At 64.2% G+C, this 20,121-nt stretch carries 16 protein-coding genes and 1 pseudogene; 13 read left to right on the top strand and 4 right to left on the bottom strand.

Features of this window, described 5'->3' with window-relative positions; translation table 11 throughout:
* Window positions 1–5 precede the first annotated feature (5 nt).
* Window positions 6–1,637, bottom strand: a complete 1,632-nt coding sequence (locus J0A91_RS20085) for an FAD-dependent monooxygenase (RefSeq protein ID WP_083224811.1) — start codon at window positions 1,635–1,637, stop codon at window positions 6–8.
* A 210-nt stretch (window positions 1,638–1,847) separates the two neighbouring features.
* On the opposite strand from J0A91_RS20085, the gene J0A91_RS20080 reads away from it, so the two are divergent.
* Window positions 1,848–2,828 (top strand): LysR substrate-binding domain-containing protein, encoded by a 981-nt coding sequence (locus J0A91_RS20080; protein ID WP_069206382.1) that lies wholly within the window; start codon window positions 1,848–1,850, stop codon window positions 2,826–2,828.
* A 123-nt stretch (window positions 2,829–2,951) separates the two neighbouring features.
* Here the strand turns inward: J0A91_RS20080 and J0A91_RS20075 are convergent, their stop codons facing one another.
* On the bottom strand, window positions 2,952–4,601 hold the full coding sequence (locus tag J0A91_RS20075) for a class I adenylate-forming enzyme family protein (protein ID WP_169833187.1): 1,650 nt from the start codon (window positions 4,599–4,601) through the stop codon (window positions 2,952–2,954).
* Between the two features lie 84 nt (window positions 4,602–4,685).
* Here J0A91_RS20075 and J0A91_RS20070 point away from each other — a divergent pair, with 84 nt between their 5' ends.
* Genes J0A91_RS20070 through J0A91_RS20060 form a run of 3 tightly spaced genes read left to right on the top strand, consistent with a single transcriptional unit; the run spans window position 4,686 to window position 6,496 of the window.
* Window positions 4,686–4,850: a hypothetical protein gene (locus J0A91_RS20070; RefSeq protein ID WP_169833186.1), complete on the top strand. Its 165-nt coding sequence runs from the start codon at window positions 4,686–4,688 to the stop codon at window positions 4,848–4,850.
* A 12-nt stretch (window positions 4,851–4,862) separates the two neighbouring features.
* The gene (locus J0A91_RS20065; protein WP_069206381.1) at window positions 4,863–5,630 is read left to right on the top strand and encodes an SDR family oxidoreductase; all 768 of its coding nucleotides are present in this window, start codon (window positions 4,863–4,865) and stop codon (window positions 5,628–5,630) included.
* A 50-nt stretch (window positions 5,631–5,680) separates the two neighbouring features.
* Window positions 5,681–6,496 (top strand): enoyl-CoA hydratase/isomerase family protein, encoded by an 816-nt coding sequence (locus tag J0A91_RS20060; protein ID WP_069206380.1) that lies wholly within the window; start codon window positions 5,681–5,683, stop codon window positions 6,494–6,496.
* A gap of 64 nt (window positions 6,497–6,560) precedes the next feature.
* Here J0A91_RS20060 and J0A91_RS20055 read toward each other — a convergent pair whose 3' ends face one another.
* Both J0A91_RS20055 and J0A91_RS20050 read right to left on the bottom strand, forming a co-directional pair.
* The gene (locus tag J0A91_RS20055) at window positions 6,561–8,597 is read right to left on the bottom strand and encodes an oxidoreductase (RefSeq protein ID WP_150126999.1); all 2,037 of its coding nucleotides are present in this window, start codon (window positions 8,595–8,597) and stop codon (window positions 6,561–6,563) included.
* A 115-nt stretch (window positions 8,598–8,712) separates the two neighbouring features.
* Window positions 8,713–9,747 carry a zinc-dependent alcohol dehydrogenase gene (locus J0A91_RS20050; RefSeq protein ID WP_069206379.1) on the bottom strand — a complete coding sequence of 345 codons (1,035 nt, stop codon included), beginning with the start codon at window positions 9,745–9,747 and terminating at the stop codon, window positions 8,713–8,715.
* Between the two features lie 243 nt (window positions 9,748–9,990).
* On the opposite strand from J0A91_RS20050, the gene J0A91_RS20045 reads away from it, so the two are divergent.
* The 9 genes and pseudogenes from J0A91_RS20045 (at window position 9,991) to J0A91_RS20010 (ending at window position 19,182) form a co-directional block, all read left to right on the top strand.
* Complete coding sequence (locus J0A91_RS20045; protein ID WP_169833185.1) at window positions 9,991–11,118, top strand: acyl-CoA dehydrogenase family protein; 1,128 nt, start codon at window positions 9,991–9,993, stop codon at window positions 11,116–11,118.
* 92 nt (window positions 11,119–11,210) lie between these two features.
* The gene (locus tag J0A91_RS20040; RefSeq protein ID WP_069206378.1) at window positions 11,211–12,320 is read left to right on the top strand and encodes an NADH:flavin oxidoreductase; all 1,110 of its coding nucleotides are present in this window, start codon (window positions 11,211–11,213) and stop codon (window positions 12,318–12,320) included.
* A gap of 132 nt (window positions 12,321–12,452) precedes the next feature.
* Window positions 12,453–13,214, top strand: coding sequence for a 3-hydroxyacyl-CoA dehydrogenase (locus J0A91_RS20035; protein ID WP_069206377.1), 762 nt, complete (start codon window positions 12,453–12,455; stop codon window positions 13,212–13,214).
* A 193-nt stretch (window positions 13,215–13,407) separates the two neighbouring features.
* Window positions 13,408–13,545, top strand: coding sequence for an aa3-type cytochrome c oxidase subunit IV (locus J0A91_RS20030; protein WP_240502100.1), 138 nt, complete (start codon window positions 13,408–13,410; stop codon window positions 13,543–13,545).
* Window positions 13,542–14,663: an NAD(P) transhydrogenase subunit alpha gene (locus J0A91_RS20025; RefSeq protein WP_069206376.1), complete on the top strand. Its 1,122-nt coding sequence runs from the start codon at window positions 13,542–13,544 to the stop codon at window positions 14,661–14,663. The genes J0A91_RS20030 and J0A91_RS20025 overlap by 4 nt, the downstream gene beginning before the upstream one ends.
* Window positions 14,664–14,816: 153 nt before the next feature.
* Window positions 14,817–15,125, top strand: coding sequence for a proton-translocating transhydrogenase family protein (locus J0A91_RS20020; protein WP_069206375.1), 309 nt, complete (start codon window positions 14,817–14,819; stop codon window positions 15,123–15,125).
* A gap of 136 nt (window positions 15,126–15,261) precedes the next feature.
* The gene (locus tag J0A91_RS20015) at window positions 15,262–16,767 is read left to right on the top strand and encodes an NAD(P)(+) transhydrogenase (Re/Si-specific) subunit beta (protein ID WP_069206374.1); all 1,506 of its coding nucleotides are present in this window, start codon (window positions 15,262–15,264) and stop codon (window positions 16,765–16,767) included.
* Between the two features lie 219 nt (window positions 16,768–16,986).
* Window positions 16,987–17,103: pseudogene (locus tag J0A91_RS25285) on the top strand (hypothetical protein); the annotation flags it as partial.
* 99 nt (window positions 17,104–17,202) lie between these two features.
* Window positions 17,203–19,182: a molybdopterin-containing oxidoreductase family protein gene (locus tag J0A91_RS20010; RefSeq protein ID WP_240502099.1), complete on the top strand. Its 1,980-nt coding sequence runs from the start codon at window positions 17,203–17,205 to the stop codon at window positions 19,180–19,182.
* Window positions 19,183–20,121 lie beyond the last annotated feature (939 nt).

Below are 20,121 nucleotides of genomic sequence, written 5' to 3'. Positions count from 1 at the left end.
CCCGTTCAGGCGTGAAAGCCGCCGCCGTGGCCCGTGGCCATGCGGGCGATGTCGTCGGCGCTCGTCGGCGTGCCGCGACCACGCCAGGCGATGTGCAGGTCGGGCCGAAGCAGGAACACCGAACCCTTCAACACCGCGCGGACATGCGGCTCGTCGAGCCGCACCACCTCCAGCGGCGTCCCGACCGCCGCGAAAGCCGCTTCCAGTGCGGCGCTGTCATATGTGCCTTCAAGATCCAGCAGCGTGTAGCCGTTCCCAAGCCGATCCTGAAGCGCGGTGCCATCTTCCAGCCAGAAATGCGGAATGCGGACTCCAGGGCGCCCGTGCGGCACGATCCGGCTGAATTCCCAGTGCGGCATATTGCCGGGTTCATGCGCGACGATCGTCGATCCGGCATAGGAATAGCAGGTCTCCGCGCCCACCATGCCATGCATCCGGCCATGCTCGCGCCTGAATGTCGCGGCAAGGCGTTCGCGTGCGGCGTCGCCCGCCGGAGTCAGTTCGTAAACCTCGCGCGTGATGGTCTGGGGCCAGAAATTGGCGCCATCCGCCGCCCAGCCCGATGCTTCGATATTGCGTTGCGCGACGGGGCGGCGCTCGATCTCGTAAGAGTCGAGCAGCGCCGGGCCGCCCCATCCCTGAATCGTACCCGCCAGCTTCCACGACAGGTCGATCGCGTCGCCAATACCGGTGTTCATGCCCAGGCCGCCGGTCGGGATCACGAGGTGAACGGCGTCGCCCGCCATCAGCACGCGCCCCTCACGATAGCGCTCGGCGAGGCGCAGGTGCGGGCGCCAGGTCAGCACGTGCTCGACGTCGATCTCGCAATCGAAGCCGATCAGGTTGTGCAGAACCTTCTTGAAGTCCGTGTCTTCGGGGAGTGGCGTATGAAAGGTAAATTCGGTCCGGGACCCCTGCGCCACCAGCGCTCCGCCGGACAGGAAGCTGTAATGCCGTCCCTTCGGCGCGCCCATCCGAGCATACAGATCCTTGGATTTGAAGATCACCTGCCGCAGATCGGCCGGGGCCGACACGCCGGTCAGGTGGATGCCCAGATGCTTGCGCACGGTGCTGCGGCCTCCGTCGCAGCCGACAAGATACTGGCTGCGGAAGGTCTCGATCGTATCGCTGCCGTCGGTTCGGCGTGCCCTTACCGTCACGCCCGCCTCGTCCTGCTCGAAATCGACCAGCTCCAGTCCGTAGCGGACGGTCGTGTTCGGCGTCTCATGCTCGGCGACCTCGCGCAGCAGGGGCTCGATCGCATTCTGTGAAACGAGTTGATACGGCTCCAGCGGTATCGTCCCGTCGTTGGTGGCCGCGACCAGCGCGCGCTTCTCATCGACCGACGCGAACGGAATGTTCGCGATCGCCGGCTCGTTCATGGTCCGAACCAGCAGCACGTCCATGGGGTTGTCGCCGGGGTAGCCCAGCGCGCGCACGCGATCGACGATGCCCAGCCGCCGATAGATCTCCATGGTACGCGCGTTGGAGCGGTCCATCTTCGGCCAGGGCGCCGTGCTCGGGTCGCGCTCCATGATGAGCGTCCGGATGCCGCGACGACCGAGGTCGATCGTCATGGTCAGGCCGACCGGCCCCGCACCGGATATGATGACGTCAAAATCGAATGCCCCGTTCATGCCGATCCTATCCTAAAGCTCTGGTGTTTGACGATCAGCGTGCCGCCTTCCGCGCGCTGGTGGCAGTAACATTTTTATCAAACCCGGTATGCGCCAGCGTATCATGACGGCCATCCGGGCGTCGCGAATGCCCAGCGCCGGCGTTGCATCGCTTTTCACATCGGCGGTAGAACGTACCGATAAAGACGCGGGCGTGATGGAGTACCGAGAATGCGTTATCGCTTGCCGTCGCTGAATGCGCTGCGCGCCCTGGAGGCGGCGGGTCGGCGGGGAAGCCTGTCGGCGGCGGCGAAGGAACTCGGCGTCTCGGTCGGTGCGGTCAGCCGCCACATCACCTTGCTGGAGGGGCATTTCGGTCGCACCCTGCTTCGGCGGCAGACATCCGGCGTCGAGCCGACGCCGGATTGCGCCGCCTATCTGCTGTCGCTGGGCCGGGCGTTCGAGGAAATCGATATTGCCAGCCACCGGCTCGCCACCGAACGACAGCAGGACAACAGGTTGCGGCTGCGCTTCTATTCGACCTTCACGACCGAATGGCTGTCGGGGCGGCTTGCCGGATTCCGGTCGCTGCATCCCGAAATTCACCTCGACCTCAGTCTGTCGATCAAGGATGCCGAATGGCGCGACGATGATTTCGATATGGCGCTGACCGGACGTCCACCGCTCGGTGACGACTTTCGCTGCGATGCGTTGTTCGAGACCTATCTGGCGCTGGTGTGTTCCCCGGCGTTTCTGGACGGGCGTGACCGGATCGCGCCGGAGGATATCCGGCGCGAGATACTGCTGATATCCCCGCGCGAGGCGGAGTTGTGGCCCCCGCTGCTTGAGGCCCTGCGGGTGCCCGACCACGACAATCAGCAGCGCATCGTTTTCGACTCGCTCAGCATGACCTATCAGGCCGCCCGGCGGGGCGCCGGGCTGGCGATGGGCAATTTATTCCTGATCGCCGACGATCTGCGCGAAGGGCGGCTGACGATACCGATGGATCACATCCTCGCCGTGCGTCTCCCGCACTATGTCGTCACGCGCAGGGGGCGACCCGACGGGCCGGCGCTGAACGCGTTCCGCCACTGGCTGCTCGAATCGACGCACGAAGCCGCGGCGCACCTCGACGAGTTCATGAAGTGCCGCACGATACAAACCCTGCCATTGGGTCGCGGGGCATCGCAAGCCTTGGCGACCGAGGTCTGACGCGCACAACGGCACCGAAGGCCAATCGCATCGCGGTATTCCCGAGGAACCGTCGCCGGACCCTCATTCGCGGCGCGTCATCCGTGGCCGCCGCTACAGGTCGTCCGTCGATGCGATGTACCGTTAGCGGACCGACACCGGCACCAATCTGCCTTCGCGTGTCCAGTCGTTCAACACGAACTTCTGGATCTTGCCGGTGGGGTTCATCGGAAAGATGTCGGTCTGCGCCCACAGCGCGGGCACCTTGAAGCCCGCGAGCCGATCGCGGCAATGCTGATGCAGGTCTTCGAACCGAAGTGGACTGCCGTCGATCGACTGCGCCACGGCAAGGACGATTTCGCCCCATTTGTCGTCCGGAAGGCCAATCACCGCCGCCTGGGCGACCGATGGATGTTCGAAGAGCACGTCCTCCACTTCGCGCGGATAGATGTTGATCCCGCCGCGGATGATCATATCCTTCAGCCGACCGGTGATCGACACATAGCCACGTTCGTCGAGCATCCCGAGATCGCCCAGTCGCAGCCAGCCGTCCGGGGTCATGGCCGAGCGGGTTTCATCTTCCCGGCCATAATAGCCCAGCATGATCTGCGGGCTCTTGATGCACATTTCGCCCATCTCTCCGGGCGGCAGCGTGGCGTTGGTTGCAGGATCGCGAATTTCGAGCTGCATGCCCGGTAGCGGTCGGCCCAGCGTGTTGGCGAGTTCGTGCGGCCCGTCCCCGGTCGCGGTGTTGCTGATCGGACCGCCGGCCTCGGTCTGGCCGAAGCAGATCATCGTCCGGCAGCCGATGCGCTCGGTCAACCGCTCGGAAAGCGCCGGCGGCACCGGCGCCGCCCCGGCGAGAATGAAATCGACAGTCGAGAGATCGTGATCCGCGAACGTCGGATGATCCAGCATCGCCACGATCATCGTCGGCACTAGCAACATGCCGTTGCAGCCTTCGGCCTCGATCAGTTCGAGCGCCAGACCCGGGTCCCACTCCCGCATTTGCACGAAGGTGCCGAGCACCGATATGGTCGCCATCAACGATACGACAGCGCCGCCGATATGGTACATCGGCATCGCGTTCAGCCACACGCCAAAGCGCTTGAACCCGCAACAGACGGCGACGTTGGCGGGCGGGTGAATCAACCCGTGGTGCAGCATCGCGCCTTTCGGACGACCGGTCGTTCCCGAGGTGAACTGGATGATGACGGGGTCGCGCGGTTTCACGTTCGGCAACGGCACTGGTTCAGCGCCGCTCGCCAGGAACGTGTCCCAGTCCGAAAAGGAGATCAGCGCGAGATCGGGCATCAGCGTGTCACGAATCGAAGCGGCGATCGCACCCACGGCGCTTGAGCGCCACGTATCGATGTGGAAGAGCGCCGTCGCCTCGCAATCCTGCAGGATCGCTGCCAGTTCCGCTTCACGATATGCCGGGTTGGCCGGCACCATGATCATCCCGGCGAGCGCCGCGCCGAATTCCAGAATGACCCATTCGGGGCAATTCGCCGAGCAGACCGCAATCCGGTCGCCCGGTTGGAAGCGACGAAGCAGGGCATAGGCGACCGTTTCGGCTTCGCGCAACAGCTCCGCATAGGTCCAGCGCCGCCTCAGCGCCCGATCGGCAACACCATTCACGAGCGCGACGCGGTCTCCCGACTCGCGCGCCGCTTCGCGCAACAGTTCACCCAAAGTTACATCGCGCACGGGCGGGTAGGATTGCTCGCCGGTCGGCGGAATCGGCTGTTGCACGCCGGATACCTGCGGCTGATAGGCAACATCCTTCGCCACCATCACTCTCCTGATTTCTGCACCGTGCCATGGAAACCGGCAGCGTGTCGTTCATCTTCCCGATCGCTACCATGCGGATGTTCGATGCAAGACAAAGATGCCCGTCGGTCGAAATCCTATGGCAACTTCTTCCGTATGCTCGGGCAATCCGGTGTCGACTGTCAATTAAGCCTGCCGAACTACCGCATATCCGGCAGTTTCCCGTTGAACTCGTCCTGCATGACGCGCGCTGATATCGATGCGCGCTGAGGTGTCGCCGTGATGAAACTTTTTGATATCGCCGGGAAGGACGTACTGATCACCGGCGGGGCGCAGGGGCTGGGCCGCATGATCGCCGAGGCGTTCCTGCGTGGCGGTGCAAGCGTGACGATCACCTCGCGAACCGCGGAAGTCAGCGAAGAGGCTGCCAGAAGCCTGCGTGCGCTGGGGGATTGCACGGGTCTGGTGGCTGATCTGTCGACGCCAGGCGGAGCCGTCGCGCTTGCCGATCAGGTCAAGGCGCGCGGACGCACCGTGCATGCCCTTGTCAATAACGCCGGCAAGAGCGCTGGCGGGCGCATCGAGCAGTTGGCGGACGCCACCTGGCCCGATCTCATGGCGATCAACGTTCAGTCGCCCTTCACGCTGGTGCGCGAGTTGCTGCCGATCCTGCGCGCGGCTGCGACGCCGGACGACCCCGCGAGAATCGTCAATATCGGATCGTTCGTCGGCCACGCCGTCCCGCTGCGGCCGACTTTCTCCTACGGTGCCAGCAAGGCCGCGATCCATCATCTCACGCGGATGCTCGCCGCCGAGCTGGCCGGGTCGCACATCTGCGTCAATGCGGTAGCGCCCGGATACTTCCCCACGCGCATGACGGCCGCGATCGACAAGGCGCATATGGCGGAAATTCCCAATCGCGTGCCGCTCGGGCGACTTGGCAGACCCGAGGACGTAGCGGGCGCGTGCATCTATCTCTGTTCGCCAGCCGGTGCCTATCTGACTGGCACCATCCTGCCGGTCGATGGCGGCCTGAGCGGATGCCGTTGAGCGCGAGCGCTCGATCTTCGACTTCGCGATCCATTGAGGAGAGGACAATAATGAACACGACGCGCGAACCAACGTCGCTCACCTATGTCGAGCGGCGCGGTCCGATCGAGATCATCACGCTCAACCGGCCGGAGGCGCTGAACGCGATGAGCCCCGAACTGGCGGATGAGCTATCGGCCTATTTCGGCGGCTTGCAGGCGCGCCGTGATGTCCGGGTCGTATTGCTGCGGGCCGAGGGCAGGGCGTTCTGCGCCGGCGGCGATCTCGACTCGCCGGCTTTCGCTGCGCCGGGGCCGGGGCGCGTTCAGCGGCAATATGATATCCAGATCCGTTATTCGAACGTCATCCGGACGATGCGTTCGTGTCCGCAACCGATCATCGGGCTGATTCAGGGGCCGGCGGCGGGTGCCGGCTTTTCGGTGTCGCTGGCGTGCGATGTCCGTTACTGCACGCCGCAGGCGAAGTTCAACGCCGCCTATATCCGGATCGGTGTCGGCGGGACCGACATGGGCTCGGGATATTTCCTGCCGAAACTGGTGGGTCTGTCGGCCGCGTCGGAATTCCTGCTGACCGGCCGCTTCATTCACCCGGAACGGGCGCTCGCGATCGGGCTGGTGAGCGAGATTGTTGCCGCCGAGGACTTGCTGGACAAGGGGCTCGAACTGGCCAACGACATGCTGCGCACCGCGCCGATGGGCCTGCGGATGACCAAGGAATCGATCAACGCCCAGGCGCAGCTCGGCAGTATCGAGGCAGCTCTCGCGCTTGAGGACCGGCAGCAGATCCTGTTGATGGAAACGGCGGATCACCGCGAAGCGATCGCCGCCTTCAAGGAGAAGCGCATGCCGAGCTACACCGACAGCTGATCTGCTGCGGGTGCGGGACGGCGGGCGCGCGACCGGCGGCCGCCCCGCCGATCCGCACCTGGCCTCAGATCGCCAGCGCGAGCCGCGTAGCCTGATCGATCGCGCGCACAGCGTCGAGTTCGCCCGCCACATCCGCCCCGCCGATAATGTGGACGCTGGGCACGGCCGGGTGGCCGATCAGCGTGTCGTACAAGGACCGTTGCGATTCCTGTCCCGCACAGACGATGATGGTGTCCGCCGCGACGGTGCGTTCCACGCCCTCGATCGCGATGACCAGCCCCGCCGGTTCGATCCGCCGATACTCGACGCCCCCCAGCATCTCGACCTGCGCATTTTGCAACTTCGTGCGGTGTATCCAGCTGGTCGAGACCGCCTGCGCGATACCGGACGGACGTGATGGTTTCCGCTGCATCAGCGTGATCCGGCGACGCGGTGTCGAGACCTCCGCGCGCGTCAGTCCACCGGGTGAACGCAGCGTCCTGTCCAGCCCGTATTCTTCCGCGAAAGCATCGATCAGCGGGACGTCGCCCGGTTCGCCGAGCAGATACTCCGCGACGTCGAACCCGATTCCACCCGCGCCGATGATCGCGACATGTGCGCCGACAGGCTTGTGATCGCGCAAAACCTCCGCGTAGCTGAGCACGCGCGGATCATCGATGCCCGGGATGTCGAGCAAACGGGGACGGACCCCGGTTGCAATCACGATCTCGTCATAGCCACCGGCTGCGAGTTCGTCCGCCGAGACGGTATGGTTGAGCCGAACGGTCACATTGTCCACGTCGAGGCGGTTCTCGAAATAGCGGAGAGCCTCGTTGAATTCGAACTTCTCCGGCACCTCGCGGGCCATCAGCAACTGCCCGCCGAGACGTGAGCCGGCCTCGAACAGGGTGACCGCATGCCCGCGCGATGCCGCATTGAACGCGAAGTTCATGCCCGCCGCGCCGCCGCCGACCACCGCGATCCGCTTCGGCTCGCGGGCAGGCGTCAGCACGAGATCCAGTTCGTGCCCGGCGCGCGGATTGATCATGCACGACACTCTCTTGCCGCGCAGCACACGGTCGAGACAGGCTTGATTGCAGGCGATGCACGTCGCGATACGCTCGGCCTGGTTCGCCTTCGCTTTGGCTGCAAAGCCGGGATCGGCGAGCAACGGACGTGCCAGCGAGACGAAATCCGCGATACCGTCCGACAAGAGCCGTTCGGCGACATGGGGGTCGTTAATTCGGTTCGATGCTATGACAGGCACGTTCACCGCCTCTTTCACCTGTCGGATGGCGTAGGACCAGGCCGCGCGCGGCACCATCGCAGCGATCGTCGGTATGGCCGATTCATGCCAGCCGATGCCGGTGTTCAGCATGTTCGCGCCAGCCCGCACGACCTCGATCGCGAGGTCGCGCGTTTCTTCCAGCGTCGCGCCGCGCGGCACCAGATCGACGGCCGAAATCCGGTAGATGACGAGGAAGTCGTCCGGCACGTGCCGCCGCACGGCAGCGACGATCTCACGGGAGAAGCGCCCCCGCTTGTCGGACGAGCCACCGAATTCGTCCGATCGGTCGTTCGTCGCCTCGGCGGTGAACTGATTGATCAGATACCCTTCCGATCCCATGATCTCGATGCCATGATAGCCGAGTTCACGGGCAAGCCTCGCGGCCTGGGCGAAGTCCTCCACCGTCTGCCATACCCGCTCCGTCGATAAACGGGTCGGCGCAAAGCGGTTGATACGCGCCGGCTGCGCCGATGCGCCGACGCAATCGGTATGTTTGGCGTAGCGACCGGCATGAAGCAGTTGCAGACAGATCTTCGTGTTCGTGCCGCGCACGGCCTCGACGCTGGCGCGGTGCCAGGCCTCGTCCTGTCCGGGGGCGAGATAGGGATCCGCCAGATCCATCCGGCCCTCCGGGTTCGGAGAGATGCCGCTGGTGATGATAAGCCCGATACCACCCTCGGCACGTTCGCGGTAGAACGCGCGGATACGGTCTTCCGGCCGGTCGAGATGCTCGATGCCGGTGTGCATCGCGCCCATCACCAGCCGGTTCGGCAGCGACAGCGCTCCCGACTGCCAGGATCGGAAGAGGTGCGGAAAGGGCTCGTCGGTCAACATCGCCTGGTTTGCCTTCGATTGCTTGCACGGTGCGCGGGCGCCGACGATGCGGGATCGGGATGCGGTCGCTCGGCCGGCGGCGGAGATCGATCGCGGATTGGCCGGTCTGGTGCGATCACGTCGTTACGACGACGCGCACCATCCCCGCCGGACGCTTCTCGAGAACGTCGAACGCTTCTTCGACATCCTCCAGCGCGAAGCGGTGGCTGACCAGACCCGCCAGCGAGAGGCGGCCGCTGCCGACCAGCTCCGTCACCGCGCGCAGATCGTCGATCGTGGACGAGTAGCTGCCGACGATCTCGATCTCGCGGGTCATCAGCCCGGTCCACGTGGTCGCGAGCGAAACCTTCTCGTCGCGCACCGAGCCGAGCACCAGCCGTCCGCCCTTGCGCAGCATGCGGATCGCCTCGCTCGGCGCGGCCTCCGCGCCGCTGAAATCGATCGCGGCATCCATCGCGCCGAAGCGGTCCCGCATCGCGCGTCCCGCCCCGTCGAGGCCCTGCACTACGGGAATGCCTAGCGCTTCAATGCGTTTCGCGGTGCCCGCACTGTGCACCACGGCCGCGATCGTAACGTCTGGATCGATCGCGCGGGCGATCTGCAGGACGTTCGTTCCCACGCCGCCCGATCCGATAACCGTCAGCTTGCCACCGCGCGGCAGGTTGGAGCGGCGTAGCGCATGATAGGCGGTCGCCACCGCATCGGGCAGCAACGCGGCGTAATCCGGATCGAGCGCGTCCGCCGGCACGAGCCGATCGGCGCGCCAGATCATTTCCCGCGCCAGGCCCCCGGCGCGATGGACGCCGAGCATCTCCGCCGATGCGCAGTGGTTTTCGCGCCCCGACAGACAGTCGTCGCAACCACCACAGGGCAGCAGCGGATGCAGCACGACTCGGGAACCCGGCACGAAACCGGAGTGAACGTCCGCCTCGATCACTTCCGCCGACACTTCATGGCCCGGATGGACTGGATATTCCGCCCCCAGCGGCATCTTCATGCCGTGGAGCAAATGGAGATCGGTGCCGCAGATGCCGCAGGCCAGCACTTTCAGTCGCACCCAGCCTTCCGGGCGCGGCGCGACCTCCGCGCGTTGAAGCGACAGGCTTCCGGGTGAGATCGTCAGACGGAGATTATCGCCGATTGTGGTCATGGGTTCAGGGTATCGCAAACCCGGGTGGCAAGCAGCGCCTAAGGCGATTGGCCGGGCGATAACGGGTTTGTGTTATCGGGGAAGGGCGGCGGGTGATCGGCATCAACGCCGTTGACGCCAGCGCCCGATTAAAACTAGCGTTTTCATCAAGGCGATGGTCGCTGGGCGACGTGCCCCGTGCTGTGCCCGTATGACGCGGGCCGGACAGCCGGCGACCTGAAAGCGATCATGGAGTGGATGGCGATGAGCAAGGTGATCGATCTCGACAAGTTTCGTGAGTTTTTTCTGACCGAAGTCGAGGAAGCGTATCCCGAAGTGGAACGTACCGATTCGCTGCCCGAGGCTATACACAAGCGGGCGGCCGAGATCGGGTGTTACCGGCTTACCCTGCCAGTCGAATACGGCGGCTACGGCATGAGCGTGACCGAGTATCTGCCGTATCTCGAAGCATCGGCGGAGGGGCCGGGCGTCGGCCGCATGCTGGTGCATACGACCAACGGGATCTGGCGCCCGGTCCACAATTTCGGCAACGCGGAGCAGCGTGCGCTCCTGCCGAAAATGGGGGCGGGCGAGACGGTGATCGCTTTCGCGCTCACCGAGATGACAGGCGGCACCGGGCGCGACCTGAAATCGGTCGCCAGGCGCGAAGGCGACACCTGGCGGCTGAGTGGCGAGAAGCATCTCATCACCTGGGCGGACCGCGCCGACTGGTTCCTGATCGTCGCGGCGACCGACGATGGCAGCGCGAAGGACTCGCTTACCGCGTTCCTGATCCCGCGCGACATCGAAGGATTCGAGATCGACGCGACGCAGCATACGATGGGCCTGCACGGAACGGGCCACGCGTTCCTGCGGTACAAGGACATGGTCGTTCCGGACAAATATCGTCTCGGCGAGGTCGGGCAGGGGCTCGAGGTCGCACTGTTCTTCCTCGATTACAGCCGCGTCTCGCTGTCGACCACGATGGTCGGTCTGGCCAAGCGTGCGCTGGATGAATCGGTGAAGTTCGCCAAGCGGCGCGTCACCTTCGGCAAGCCGATCGCGACCCGCGCGCAGATGCAGACTCATCTCGCGATGATGCACGCTGATATCGAAGCGGCGCGCTATCTCGTCCGCCACGCCGCGAAGCTCTGCGAGGACGGCAAGGATTTCACCCCGCAGGCGGCGACCGCGAAGCTGTTCAACCTGAATATGGTCGGACGCGTCACCGATCTGGCGCTTCGCGTCCACGGCGGCTGGGGTTACACCCGCGAAGCGCCGATCGAGCGAATCTATCGTGACGCCCGCGGCTATTGGTTCGAGGAAGGCACTGCCGAGATTCAGCAGCTCGTGGTCGCGCGCCACGTCCTGGAAACCAGCGCGGCGGCCTGACGCCGGTGGCCGGCTTCGGCGACACGCGATGTCGGCGCTCATCCGGGCGCCGGCACGGCATCGCCGACGTGATCTGAAGAGGGAGCAGTGGAGTGAGTGGCGTAGAAGCGCTCTTTCAGCCGTTTACGCTGGGTGATCTGACACTGCGGAACCGGATCGTCATGCCGGCCATGACGCGGCATCGTTCTCCGGACAATGTCCCCGGCGACGATGTCGGCGACTATTATGAGCGCCGCGCCGCGTCGGCGGGATTGATCGTGACCGAGGGCACGTGTGTCAATCATCCCGCCGCCAACGCGTATGAGAAGGTGCCGTTTTTCTACGGCGAGGAGTCGCTGGCCGGCTGGAAGCGCGTCGTGGATGCGGTTCATTCGGTGGGCGGACGGATCATGCCGCAGTTGTGGCATACCGGATCGGCGCGCCACCCGGGCGCTTCGCCGGACCCGTCGGTGCCCGCTTTCACCCCGTCCGGCCTGACGCAGAAACTCGAGCCGGGGTGCCACGAGATGACCGGGCGGGATATCCGCGACGTCATCGACGCGTTCGCCATCGCGGCGGCCGATGCGGTGCGGCTCGGCTTCGATGGCGTCGAGGTGCATGGCGCGCACGGCTATCTCATCGACGAATTCTTCTGGGAACGCAGCAACCGGCGCACCGATCACTACGGCGGCAGTATCGCGAACCGGGCGCGCTTCGCGGCGGAGATCGTCGCGGCCATTCGCGAACGGGTCGGCCCCGACTTCCCGATCATCCTGCGGTGGTCACAGTGGAAGCAGCAGGATTATCGGGCGCAGTTGGTGACTGATCCCGCATCGCTGGAGGCTTTCCTCGATCCACTCGTTGCGGCGGGAGTCGATATCTTCGATTGCAGCACGCGCCGCTACTATCAGCCGGAATTTCCGGGCAGCGACCTCAATCTTGCAGGCTGGGTCAAGCGGTTGACGGGCAAGCCGACCATCACCGTCGGGAACGTCAGCCTCGACAGCGATTTCGTGTCCGGCAACGACACCCGCGTCACCTTTCAGGCAGCGAAGACGGGATCGCTCGACAACTTGCTGGAACGGCTGGCTGCCGACGAATTCGATCTCGTGGCGGTGGGACGGGCGCTGCTCGCCAATCCGGATTGGGCGGACCTCGTTCGCACCGGCCGGATGGCGGCGTTGAAGCCGTTCGAAAAAGAGATGTTGCGCCAGTTATATTGATCTAAACGCCCGCGGTTTTGTGCGCGGGTACGCGGTGTTGCATCGTCGGATGCACCCGAACCCGGCGCCGATACGATTGATCGATGGCGATATTACGATGATGACACAGTGCGATTTTGCAGGAGACGTGAGGTGAGGATTGATCGGGGCGCGGCGATCGTTACCGGCGGAGCATCGGGCCTCGGCGCGGCGACCGCGCGGATGCTGGCGAGGAACCGGGCGAAGGTCGCGCTGTTCGATCTGAACGCGGATGCTGGCGAGGCGCTGGCGCGTGAGATCGGCGCCCGTTTCTTCAAGGTCAACGTCACGGATGAGGTCAGCGTCGGCGAGGCGCTCGGGGAGGCCGAGGCGGCAAACGGCCTTGCACGGATTTTGGTCAATTGTGCCGGCGTGGCCCCGGCGATCAAGACTGTCGGCAAGGAGAATGTTCCGCATCCGCTTGATGCCTTCCGGCGAGCGATCGAAATCAATCTGATCGGCACCTTTGCGATGATCGCGCAGTTCGCCGCGCGGCTCGGGGCTGGCGAGCCGATCGGAGAGGAGCGCGGTATCGTCATCAATACCGCTTCGGTCGCGGCGTTCGACGGGCAGATCGGGCAAGCGGCCTATTCGGCATCCAAGGGCGGTGTCGTCGGCATGACTCTCCCGATCGCCCGGGATCTGGCGCAACACCGCATTCGCGTGATGACCATCGCGCCGGGAATTTTTCTGACTCCGATGCTGATGGGCCTTCCGGAGGCCGCGCAGAGCTCGCTCGGACAGCAAGTACCGCATCCAAGCCGTCTCGGCCATCCGGATGAATATGCGCAGCTCGTCGAAAGCATCATCGCCAATCCGATGCTCAACGGCGAGGTGATTCGCCTGGATGGTGCGATCCGGATGGCGCCGCGCTAAGAGGCTCGCGGGCTGCCCTCGTAATCCGTGGGGTAGTACCTGTAGTGTGCAGTATCGGTCATCCGTTGAAGTCTGTCTGGCCGCTGTACTGAACGTGACATAAACTATTCTTTGAGTATGCTGATACGGCGATGAGTCCATAAGGGCATGCCGTTCAGCTTTTCGTCGAAAACAAGCATTGGGAGATGCGGGCATGGCCTTAGACGGCGACATGAAGGTCCATGAGGCGACCTATCACAAGGTGATCGGCCTGCTGAAATATGGCGCGGTGGCGTGCTTCCTGCTCGTCTTCGTCATCATCTATTTCGCGCTCGCCCCCGCCAGCAAGTGAAGATCGCAATCCTGAGGGAGAGCGCTCCAGGTGAGCGCCGCGTTGCCGCGACTCCGGAAACCGTCAAGAAATTCATCGGCTTGGGCGCGAATGTCGCGGTCGAAGCCGGCGCCGGCCTTACCGCCGCGATTGCCGACGCCGAGTATGCCGCCGCGGGCGCAAGCGTCGGGGACCGCGCGGCCACGCTCGGCGGCGCCCGCATCGTGCTCGGCGTGCAGGGGCCGGACCCGGCTTCGCTCGCCGGAGTCGCGCCGGGCGCCTGGGTGGTCGCGAGCCTCAACCCGTTCGGAGAGCGCACGCGAGTCGACGGCTATGCGGCCGCCGGTCTCGAAGCGCTGGCGATGGAGTTCATGCCGCGTATCACCCGCGCGCAATCGATGGACATCCTCTCCTCGCAATCGAACCTGTCGGGCTACAAGGCGGTGCTCGACGCCGCGAGCGAATATGGCCGCGCCTTCCCGATGATGATGACCGCGGCGGGCACCGTCTCCGCTGCGCGCGTGTTCGTGATGGGCGTCGGCGTTGCCGGCTTGCAAGCCATCGCTACCGCGCGGCGGCTCGGCGCGCAGGTCTCGGCGACCGACGTCCGCTCCGCCACCAAGGAGCAGATCCTGTCGCTCGGCGCCAAGCCGATCTTCGTCGAGAACATGAAGGGCATCGAGGGCGAAGGCGCCGGCGGTTACGCGGGTGAGATGAGCCCCGAATATCAGGCGGCGCAAGCCGAACTGGTCTCGGCGCACATCGCCAAGCAGGACATCGTCATCACGACGGCGCTGATCCCCGGTCGCCCCGCCCCCCGCCTCATCTCCGCCGCACAGGTCGCGAGCATGAAGCCCGGCAGCGTGATCGTCGATCTCGCGGTCGAACAGGGCGGCAACGTCGAAGGCGCGGTCGCGGGCGAGGTGGTCGAAGTGCGCGGCGTCAAGATCGTCGGCCACAGGAACGTGCCGAGCCGGCTGGGTGCAGACGCGAGCGCGCTGTTCAGCCGCAACCTGTTCAACTTCCTCAGCGCCTTCTGGGACAAGGACAAAGCCGCCCCGGTCCTCGACGAAGAAATCGGCGACGCCGTGCGCCTGACCAAGGGCGGCGCGGTGGTGAACGCGCGGCTCCTGTCATGATCCTCCCCGGCACGGAGTTCCGGGGAGCAGCCATGACCTGTCCTACACGGCGAGGCGCCAGTACCCTCGCCCGGCCCGAATCTCACGCGCGATCGGCGCGAATTTTATGTGCCGCATGGGCGAGATTAGTGAAATTCTAGAGGATGCGCTGACATGGACTTCATTTCGATCATGTCGATCTTCGTCATGGCCTGCTTCGTCGGCTATTATGTCGTCTGGTCGGTCACGCCCGCGCTGCACACGCCGCTGATGGCCGTCACCAACGCGATCTCGTCGGTCATCATCGTCGGCGCGCTGATCGCGGCGGCGGCGGTGGGGATCGGCGCGGGGGGCGCGGTGTCGAAATGGCTCGGGCTGCTCGCGGTGGTGCTGGCGAGCGTCAACATCTTCGGCGGCTTCGCCGTCACCGCGCGGATGCTCGCGATGTACAAGAAGAAGGACCGGCCGGTGGCCGGCAAATAAGGTCGTCGCCGCGGCGCGGGCTCCATCAGGGTACGACTTTGATGGGAACCCGCTGGCCGGGGCCGCGCGCGGCTCTGTTTCCGCGCGCGCAACGGGGAAATGCCGGCCCGAGCTGGCATGACGAGGTAGGGGAAGTATGGAACACGTAAGCGTAAATCCGTGGGCGGCCTTCGCCTATCTCGTCGCGGGCGTATGCTTCATCCTCGCGCTGCGCGGGCTGTCGTCACCCGCCACCTCGCAGCGCGGCAACCGCATGGGCATCATCGGCATGACCATCGCGGTGGTGACGACGCTGCTGACCCACGTTCCCAGACTGGCGATGTACGTCCACGCCGACCTGCCCGACGGGAGGCTCGGAGCGGCGCTGTTCGTTCCCGATTATCTCACCATCGCCGAAATCCTCGCCGCAATCGGCGTGGGCGCGGCAATCGGCCTCCTCACCGCGCGGCGCATCGCGATGACCGACATGCCGCAGCTCGTCGCGGCGTTCCACTCGCTGGTCGGCCTCGCCGCGGTGCTGGTCGCGGCGGCGGCGTTCCTCAATCCGCAGGCGTTCGGCATCGCCGACATGGTGATCCCGCTGATCGGCAAGCCGTTCTTCGCGATCTACCCGCAGAGCCGCATCGAAATGGGCCTCGGCATCGCGATCGGCGCGATCACCTTTTCCGGCTCGGTGATCGCCTTCCTGAAGCTCAACGGCAACATGGGCGGCGCGCCGATCCTGCTGCCCGCGCGTCACATCATCAACCTCACCGTGCTCGCCGCGATCCTCGGCCTCGTCGCCTATTTCACGCAGGATCAAAGCCCGTGGATCTTCTGGACGATCACCGTCTTGTCGTTCGCTATCGGCTTCCTGCTGATCATCCCGATCGGCGGCGCGGACATGCCGGTCGTGGTGTCGATGCTCAACAGCTATTCGGGCTGGGCGGCGGCGGCGATGGGCTTCACGCTCCACAACACCGCGATGATCATCACCGGCGCTTTGGTCGGCTCGTCGGGCGCGATCCTCAGCTACATCATGTGCAAGGCGATGAACCGCAGCTTCATCAGCGTGATCGCCGGCGGCTTCGGCGCGGCGGCGGCGAGCGAGGGCGGCGCGGCCAAGGTCGATCGCCCGTGGAAGCGCGGCTCGGCCGAGGATGCCGCCTTCCTGATGAGCCAGGCCGAGCAGGTCATCATCGTCCCCGGCTACGGCATGGCGGTCGCGCAGGCGCAGCACGCGCTGCGCGAGATGGGCGACAAATTGAAGGCGCGTGGCGTGCGCGTCAAATATGCGATCCACCCGGTCGCCGGCCGCATGCCCGGCCATATGAACGTTCTGCTCGCCGAGGCGAACGTGCCCTATGACGAGGTGTTCGAGCTGGAGGACATCAACGGCGAGTTCGCGCAGACCGACGTCGCCTTCGTAATCGGCGCCAACGACGTCACCAACCCCGCCGCCAAGACCGACAAGACCTCGCCGATCTACGGCATGCCCGTGCTCGACGTCGAAAAGGCCAAGACGGTGCTGTTCGTCAAGCGCTCGATGGGCGGGGTCGGCTATGCCGGCGTCGACAACGACGTCTTCTACATGGACAACACCATGATGCTGCTCGCCGACGCCAAGAAAATGGTCGAGGAAATCGTTAAATCGCTCGATTGAACGCTGGCTCAGTCGACCGGGTCTTACAGAAGAGCCCTTCACTGGCCAGCGCTGTTCGCGGCATGGTTGCTGCACGATCCGCAGGCCGCGCACCAGATACCACATCCGCAGAATATGGTGCGCGTCCGACTAGGTCACTTGTTTTAGAGTCGAAGTCCCGACAGGTTTCATCTGAACCGAGTCCTTCAAGGGGCCGGCGTGACAAGAGGATGTCCGACCATGGAAGCGCTTTCACTTCGGAAAGGGGCCGGCGAATACATCTCATTCTGCCGGATTTGCACCGCGGGTTGTGGCACGCGCCTGACCGTGGACGAGCGGGGTCAGATCACGCGCATCGTCGGAGACGACCGGAATGAACTGTCGTCCGGATATGCGTGCTTCAAAGGGCTTCAATCTTCCCAGGCGCACCGCGACCCACAGCGCATCCTACGGCCCTTGAAGCGGCAGCCCGATGACAGCTTTAGCGAGATCGGGATCGAACAGGCGCTGGACGAGATCGCCGCGCGCATGGGCGAAATCATGGGCGAATCCGGTCCTGACGCGATCGCGCTGTTCGCGGGCAATGGTTCGATGATGAATCAGACGGCGGTCGGAATGAACCGTCATTTCCTGCACGCGATCGGATCTGACCAATATTTCACCACGATCACGATCGATCAGTCGGGCAAGATGGTCGCAGCGGGCCGAACCGGTAGTTGGGCGGCCGGGCCTCTGGACCTCGTCGATATGGACGTATTGATGTTGTTCGGGGCGAACCCGTTCATCGCCCACTCGACGATGTCGGTCCTCGGCGTCGATCCGGTCAAGCGGCTGAAGCATGCGAAGCAGCGCGGGTTGAAGCTGATCGTTGTCGATCCGCGCCGTACCGAGACAGCGGCCCATGCCGATCTCACGTTTCAACCCTATCCGGGCGAAGATGCGGCGATCGCTGCGGGACTCATCCGTCTCATTCTCATGGAGGGCTGGCACGACGCGGAATTTTGCGACCAATATGTCGGCGCGGACCGTTTGGCCGCGCTGCTGGAGGCGGTCGAACCATTCACGCCAGAGGTTGCGGAGGCACGTTCCGGGCTGGAGTCGGAATCGATCCGGGCGATCGCCGAGATGTTCGCACACCAGAACAAGCGCGGTCACGTGATGACCGCCACTGGTTCGAACATGGCCCGCTATTCCAATCTTGCCGTTCATATGGTTCAGCTACTCAACATCATCTGCGGGCGTTTCCCGCGCGCCGGTACGAGAATTACCTCGATCGACATGCTCAATCCGCCGAAAGAGGTGTACGCGGAGGTCAATCCAGCGTCGCGGCCGTGGGAAAACCATCCTCCCAGCCGAATCCGGGGTGCCGGCAACTTCTTTGGCGAGCGCGTTTCGGGCACGCTAACGGACGAGATTCTCACGCCGGGGCCGGGCAAAATCCGCGCACTGATCGTCGATGGCGCCAATCCGATGACATCGCTGCCCGATCGCGACAAGGCCCATGACGCTTTGCGTGCGCTCGACCTGCTCGTCGTCATCGACACCTGGCCCACCCCGACGACCCAGCTCGCCGATTACATCCTGCCCGCCAAGCTGCAATATGAGCGACCCGACATGTCGCCCGCGCATCCGGCGCTGAAATTCTATCCCGGTGCATGGGCGCAATTCACCCCGGCGATCGTCCCGGCGCCGGAAGGCGCGGACGTGGTGGATGACTGGTACGTATTTTGGGCGTTGGCCAAGCGCCTGGGGATCACCATCAACTTCGCCGGCATGCGCGCCATGGATGGCGACGAGCCACCCACCACCGAGGATTTGATCGAGATCCTGCTGGAGCGCAGCCAGACGTCGCTCGACGAGTTGCGCACCCATCCACACGGTCGGCAGTTTCCGATGAAGGAAGATTTCGTCAAGCCGCCACCGCCGGGGCGTGATGCGAAGTTCGACGTGATGCCGGCCGATGTGCTCGGCGAGTTGAACCGCTATCGGAACGAACCCTTTGCACAGCATCGTGCCGGGCCAGGCCGTGACTTCACGCACTTGTTGTCGTCTCGGCGCATGCGCGATCTGTACAACAGCTATGGCGTTCTGATGCCGACGGTGCGGAAGCGCAACAAGTATAACCCGGCGTATCTCAACGGCGAGGATATCGCCGAACTCGGCCTCGAGTCGGGCCAGTTGGTCGAAGTCGTATCGGCACACGGCCGTACCAGGGCCATTCTCGAGCACGACGATACGATGCGGCGCGGCGTGGTGGCGTTGAGTCAAGGTTGGGGCGGCACGCCGGGGCAAGAAGACATCATGGTCGATGGCAGTTGCGTCAACGCGCTTGTCGATACCGACACGCGTTTCGAGAGCATCAACGCGATGCCGCATATGTCGTCGGTTCCCGTGCGTTTCGAGCCGGTTCGCTCAGCGACGACCATTGCGGCATGAATCGGCGTCACGCCGCGCAACTGAAGTGGCTGCTTATCGCAGCCACGTGGGCTCATGTTGACCGCATCGGCTTGAGCAAAGCCCTTCGCGGTCTGGCCCGGCCGGGAGAGGCAAAGCAACTTTCACCTGCCTGCGGGGGCGATTGTCGCGGTACCGCTGTTAATCTTCTGAGCCGGTCAATAATATGGGTCCGGCACCCCGTCTCGCCTCCACAATTAAGGTAAGATCAAACGCCGGAACCAAATCGCAGGAACCGCATCTTGCTGCAAAACTGTTTCCTGCACGATGATCTCGTGCTTCAGGGGCGAACCGTCAGCTTCAGCAAGATTTCACGGCCACGTGAGATCGGTCCCTCAAAAGCTGACAGAACACCGACATTTGTGCCAGCGCCGCTACCAGTACCGGGCGTCTGGAAGCCGGAGATCGGATAATATTTGTTGGTAAAGTTCCGGCCCGATAAGAGCGACTTTTAATAAGCCAGACTTCGGTCCTACCGAAATGGAACTATCGACGAGGAATCTCCGTCCGGCAACGCCCGCCGGGTGCTGGCGACATTAAGTGCATTATAATGGCAGTAATTCCACTGAGCTGCTTTTTGTTTTGTGTTCCGCAGTATTGGCCTTTTCTGAAATATTTTCGTTGATCAGGTCCGGATCTGAAAAGGTCGGAAACAGGCGGGATGAATCCAGGAATCCGCCAGAGGGTACTTGGCGTTGCTGGGGCAAATCGTCGATGCCGCCCCTGAGAGCGCCTGAGCGGCGGGATCAGGCGGCCTACACTCCTGCGGCGTTTCGCGACGTCGGCACAGCTGAATTGGCGGAGGCCTGTGATGTCCGACCGAATGCTGAACCTCGCGAGCAGCGATGAGGGCTCGCGAATATGCGAGCCGATCACTTTGATGCGATCGATCTTCCGCTGAACCGGGCTGAGTAGACTGCT

The organism is Sphingomonas panacis, from assembly GCF_001717955.1.
GTDB lineage: Bacteria > Pseudomonadota > Alphaproteobacteria > Sphingomonadales > Sphingomonadaceae > Sphingomonas > Sphingomonas panacis.
This window is presented reverse-complemented; position numbering and strand designations above follow the sequence as displayed.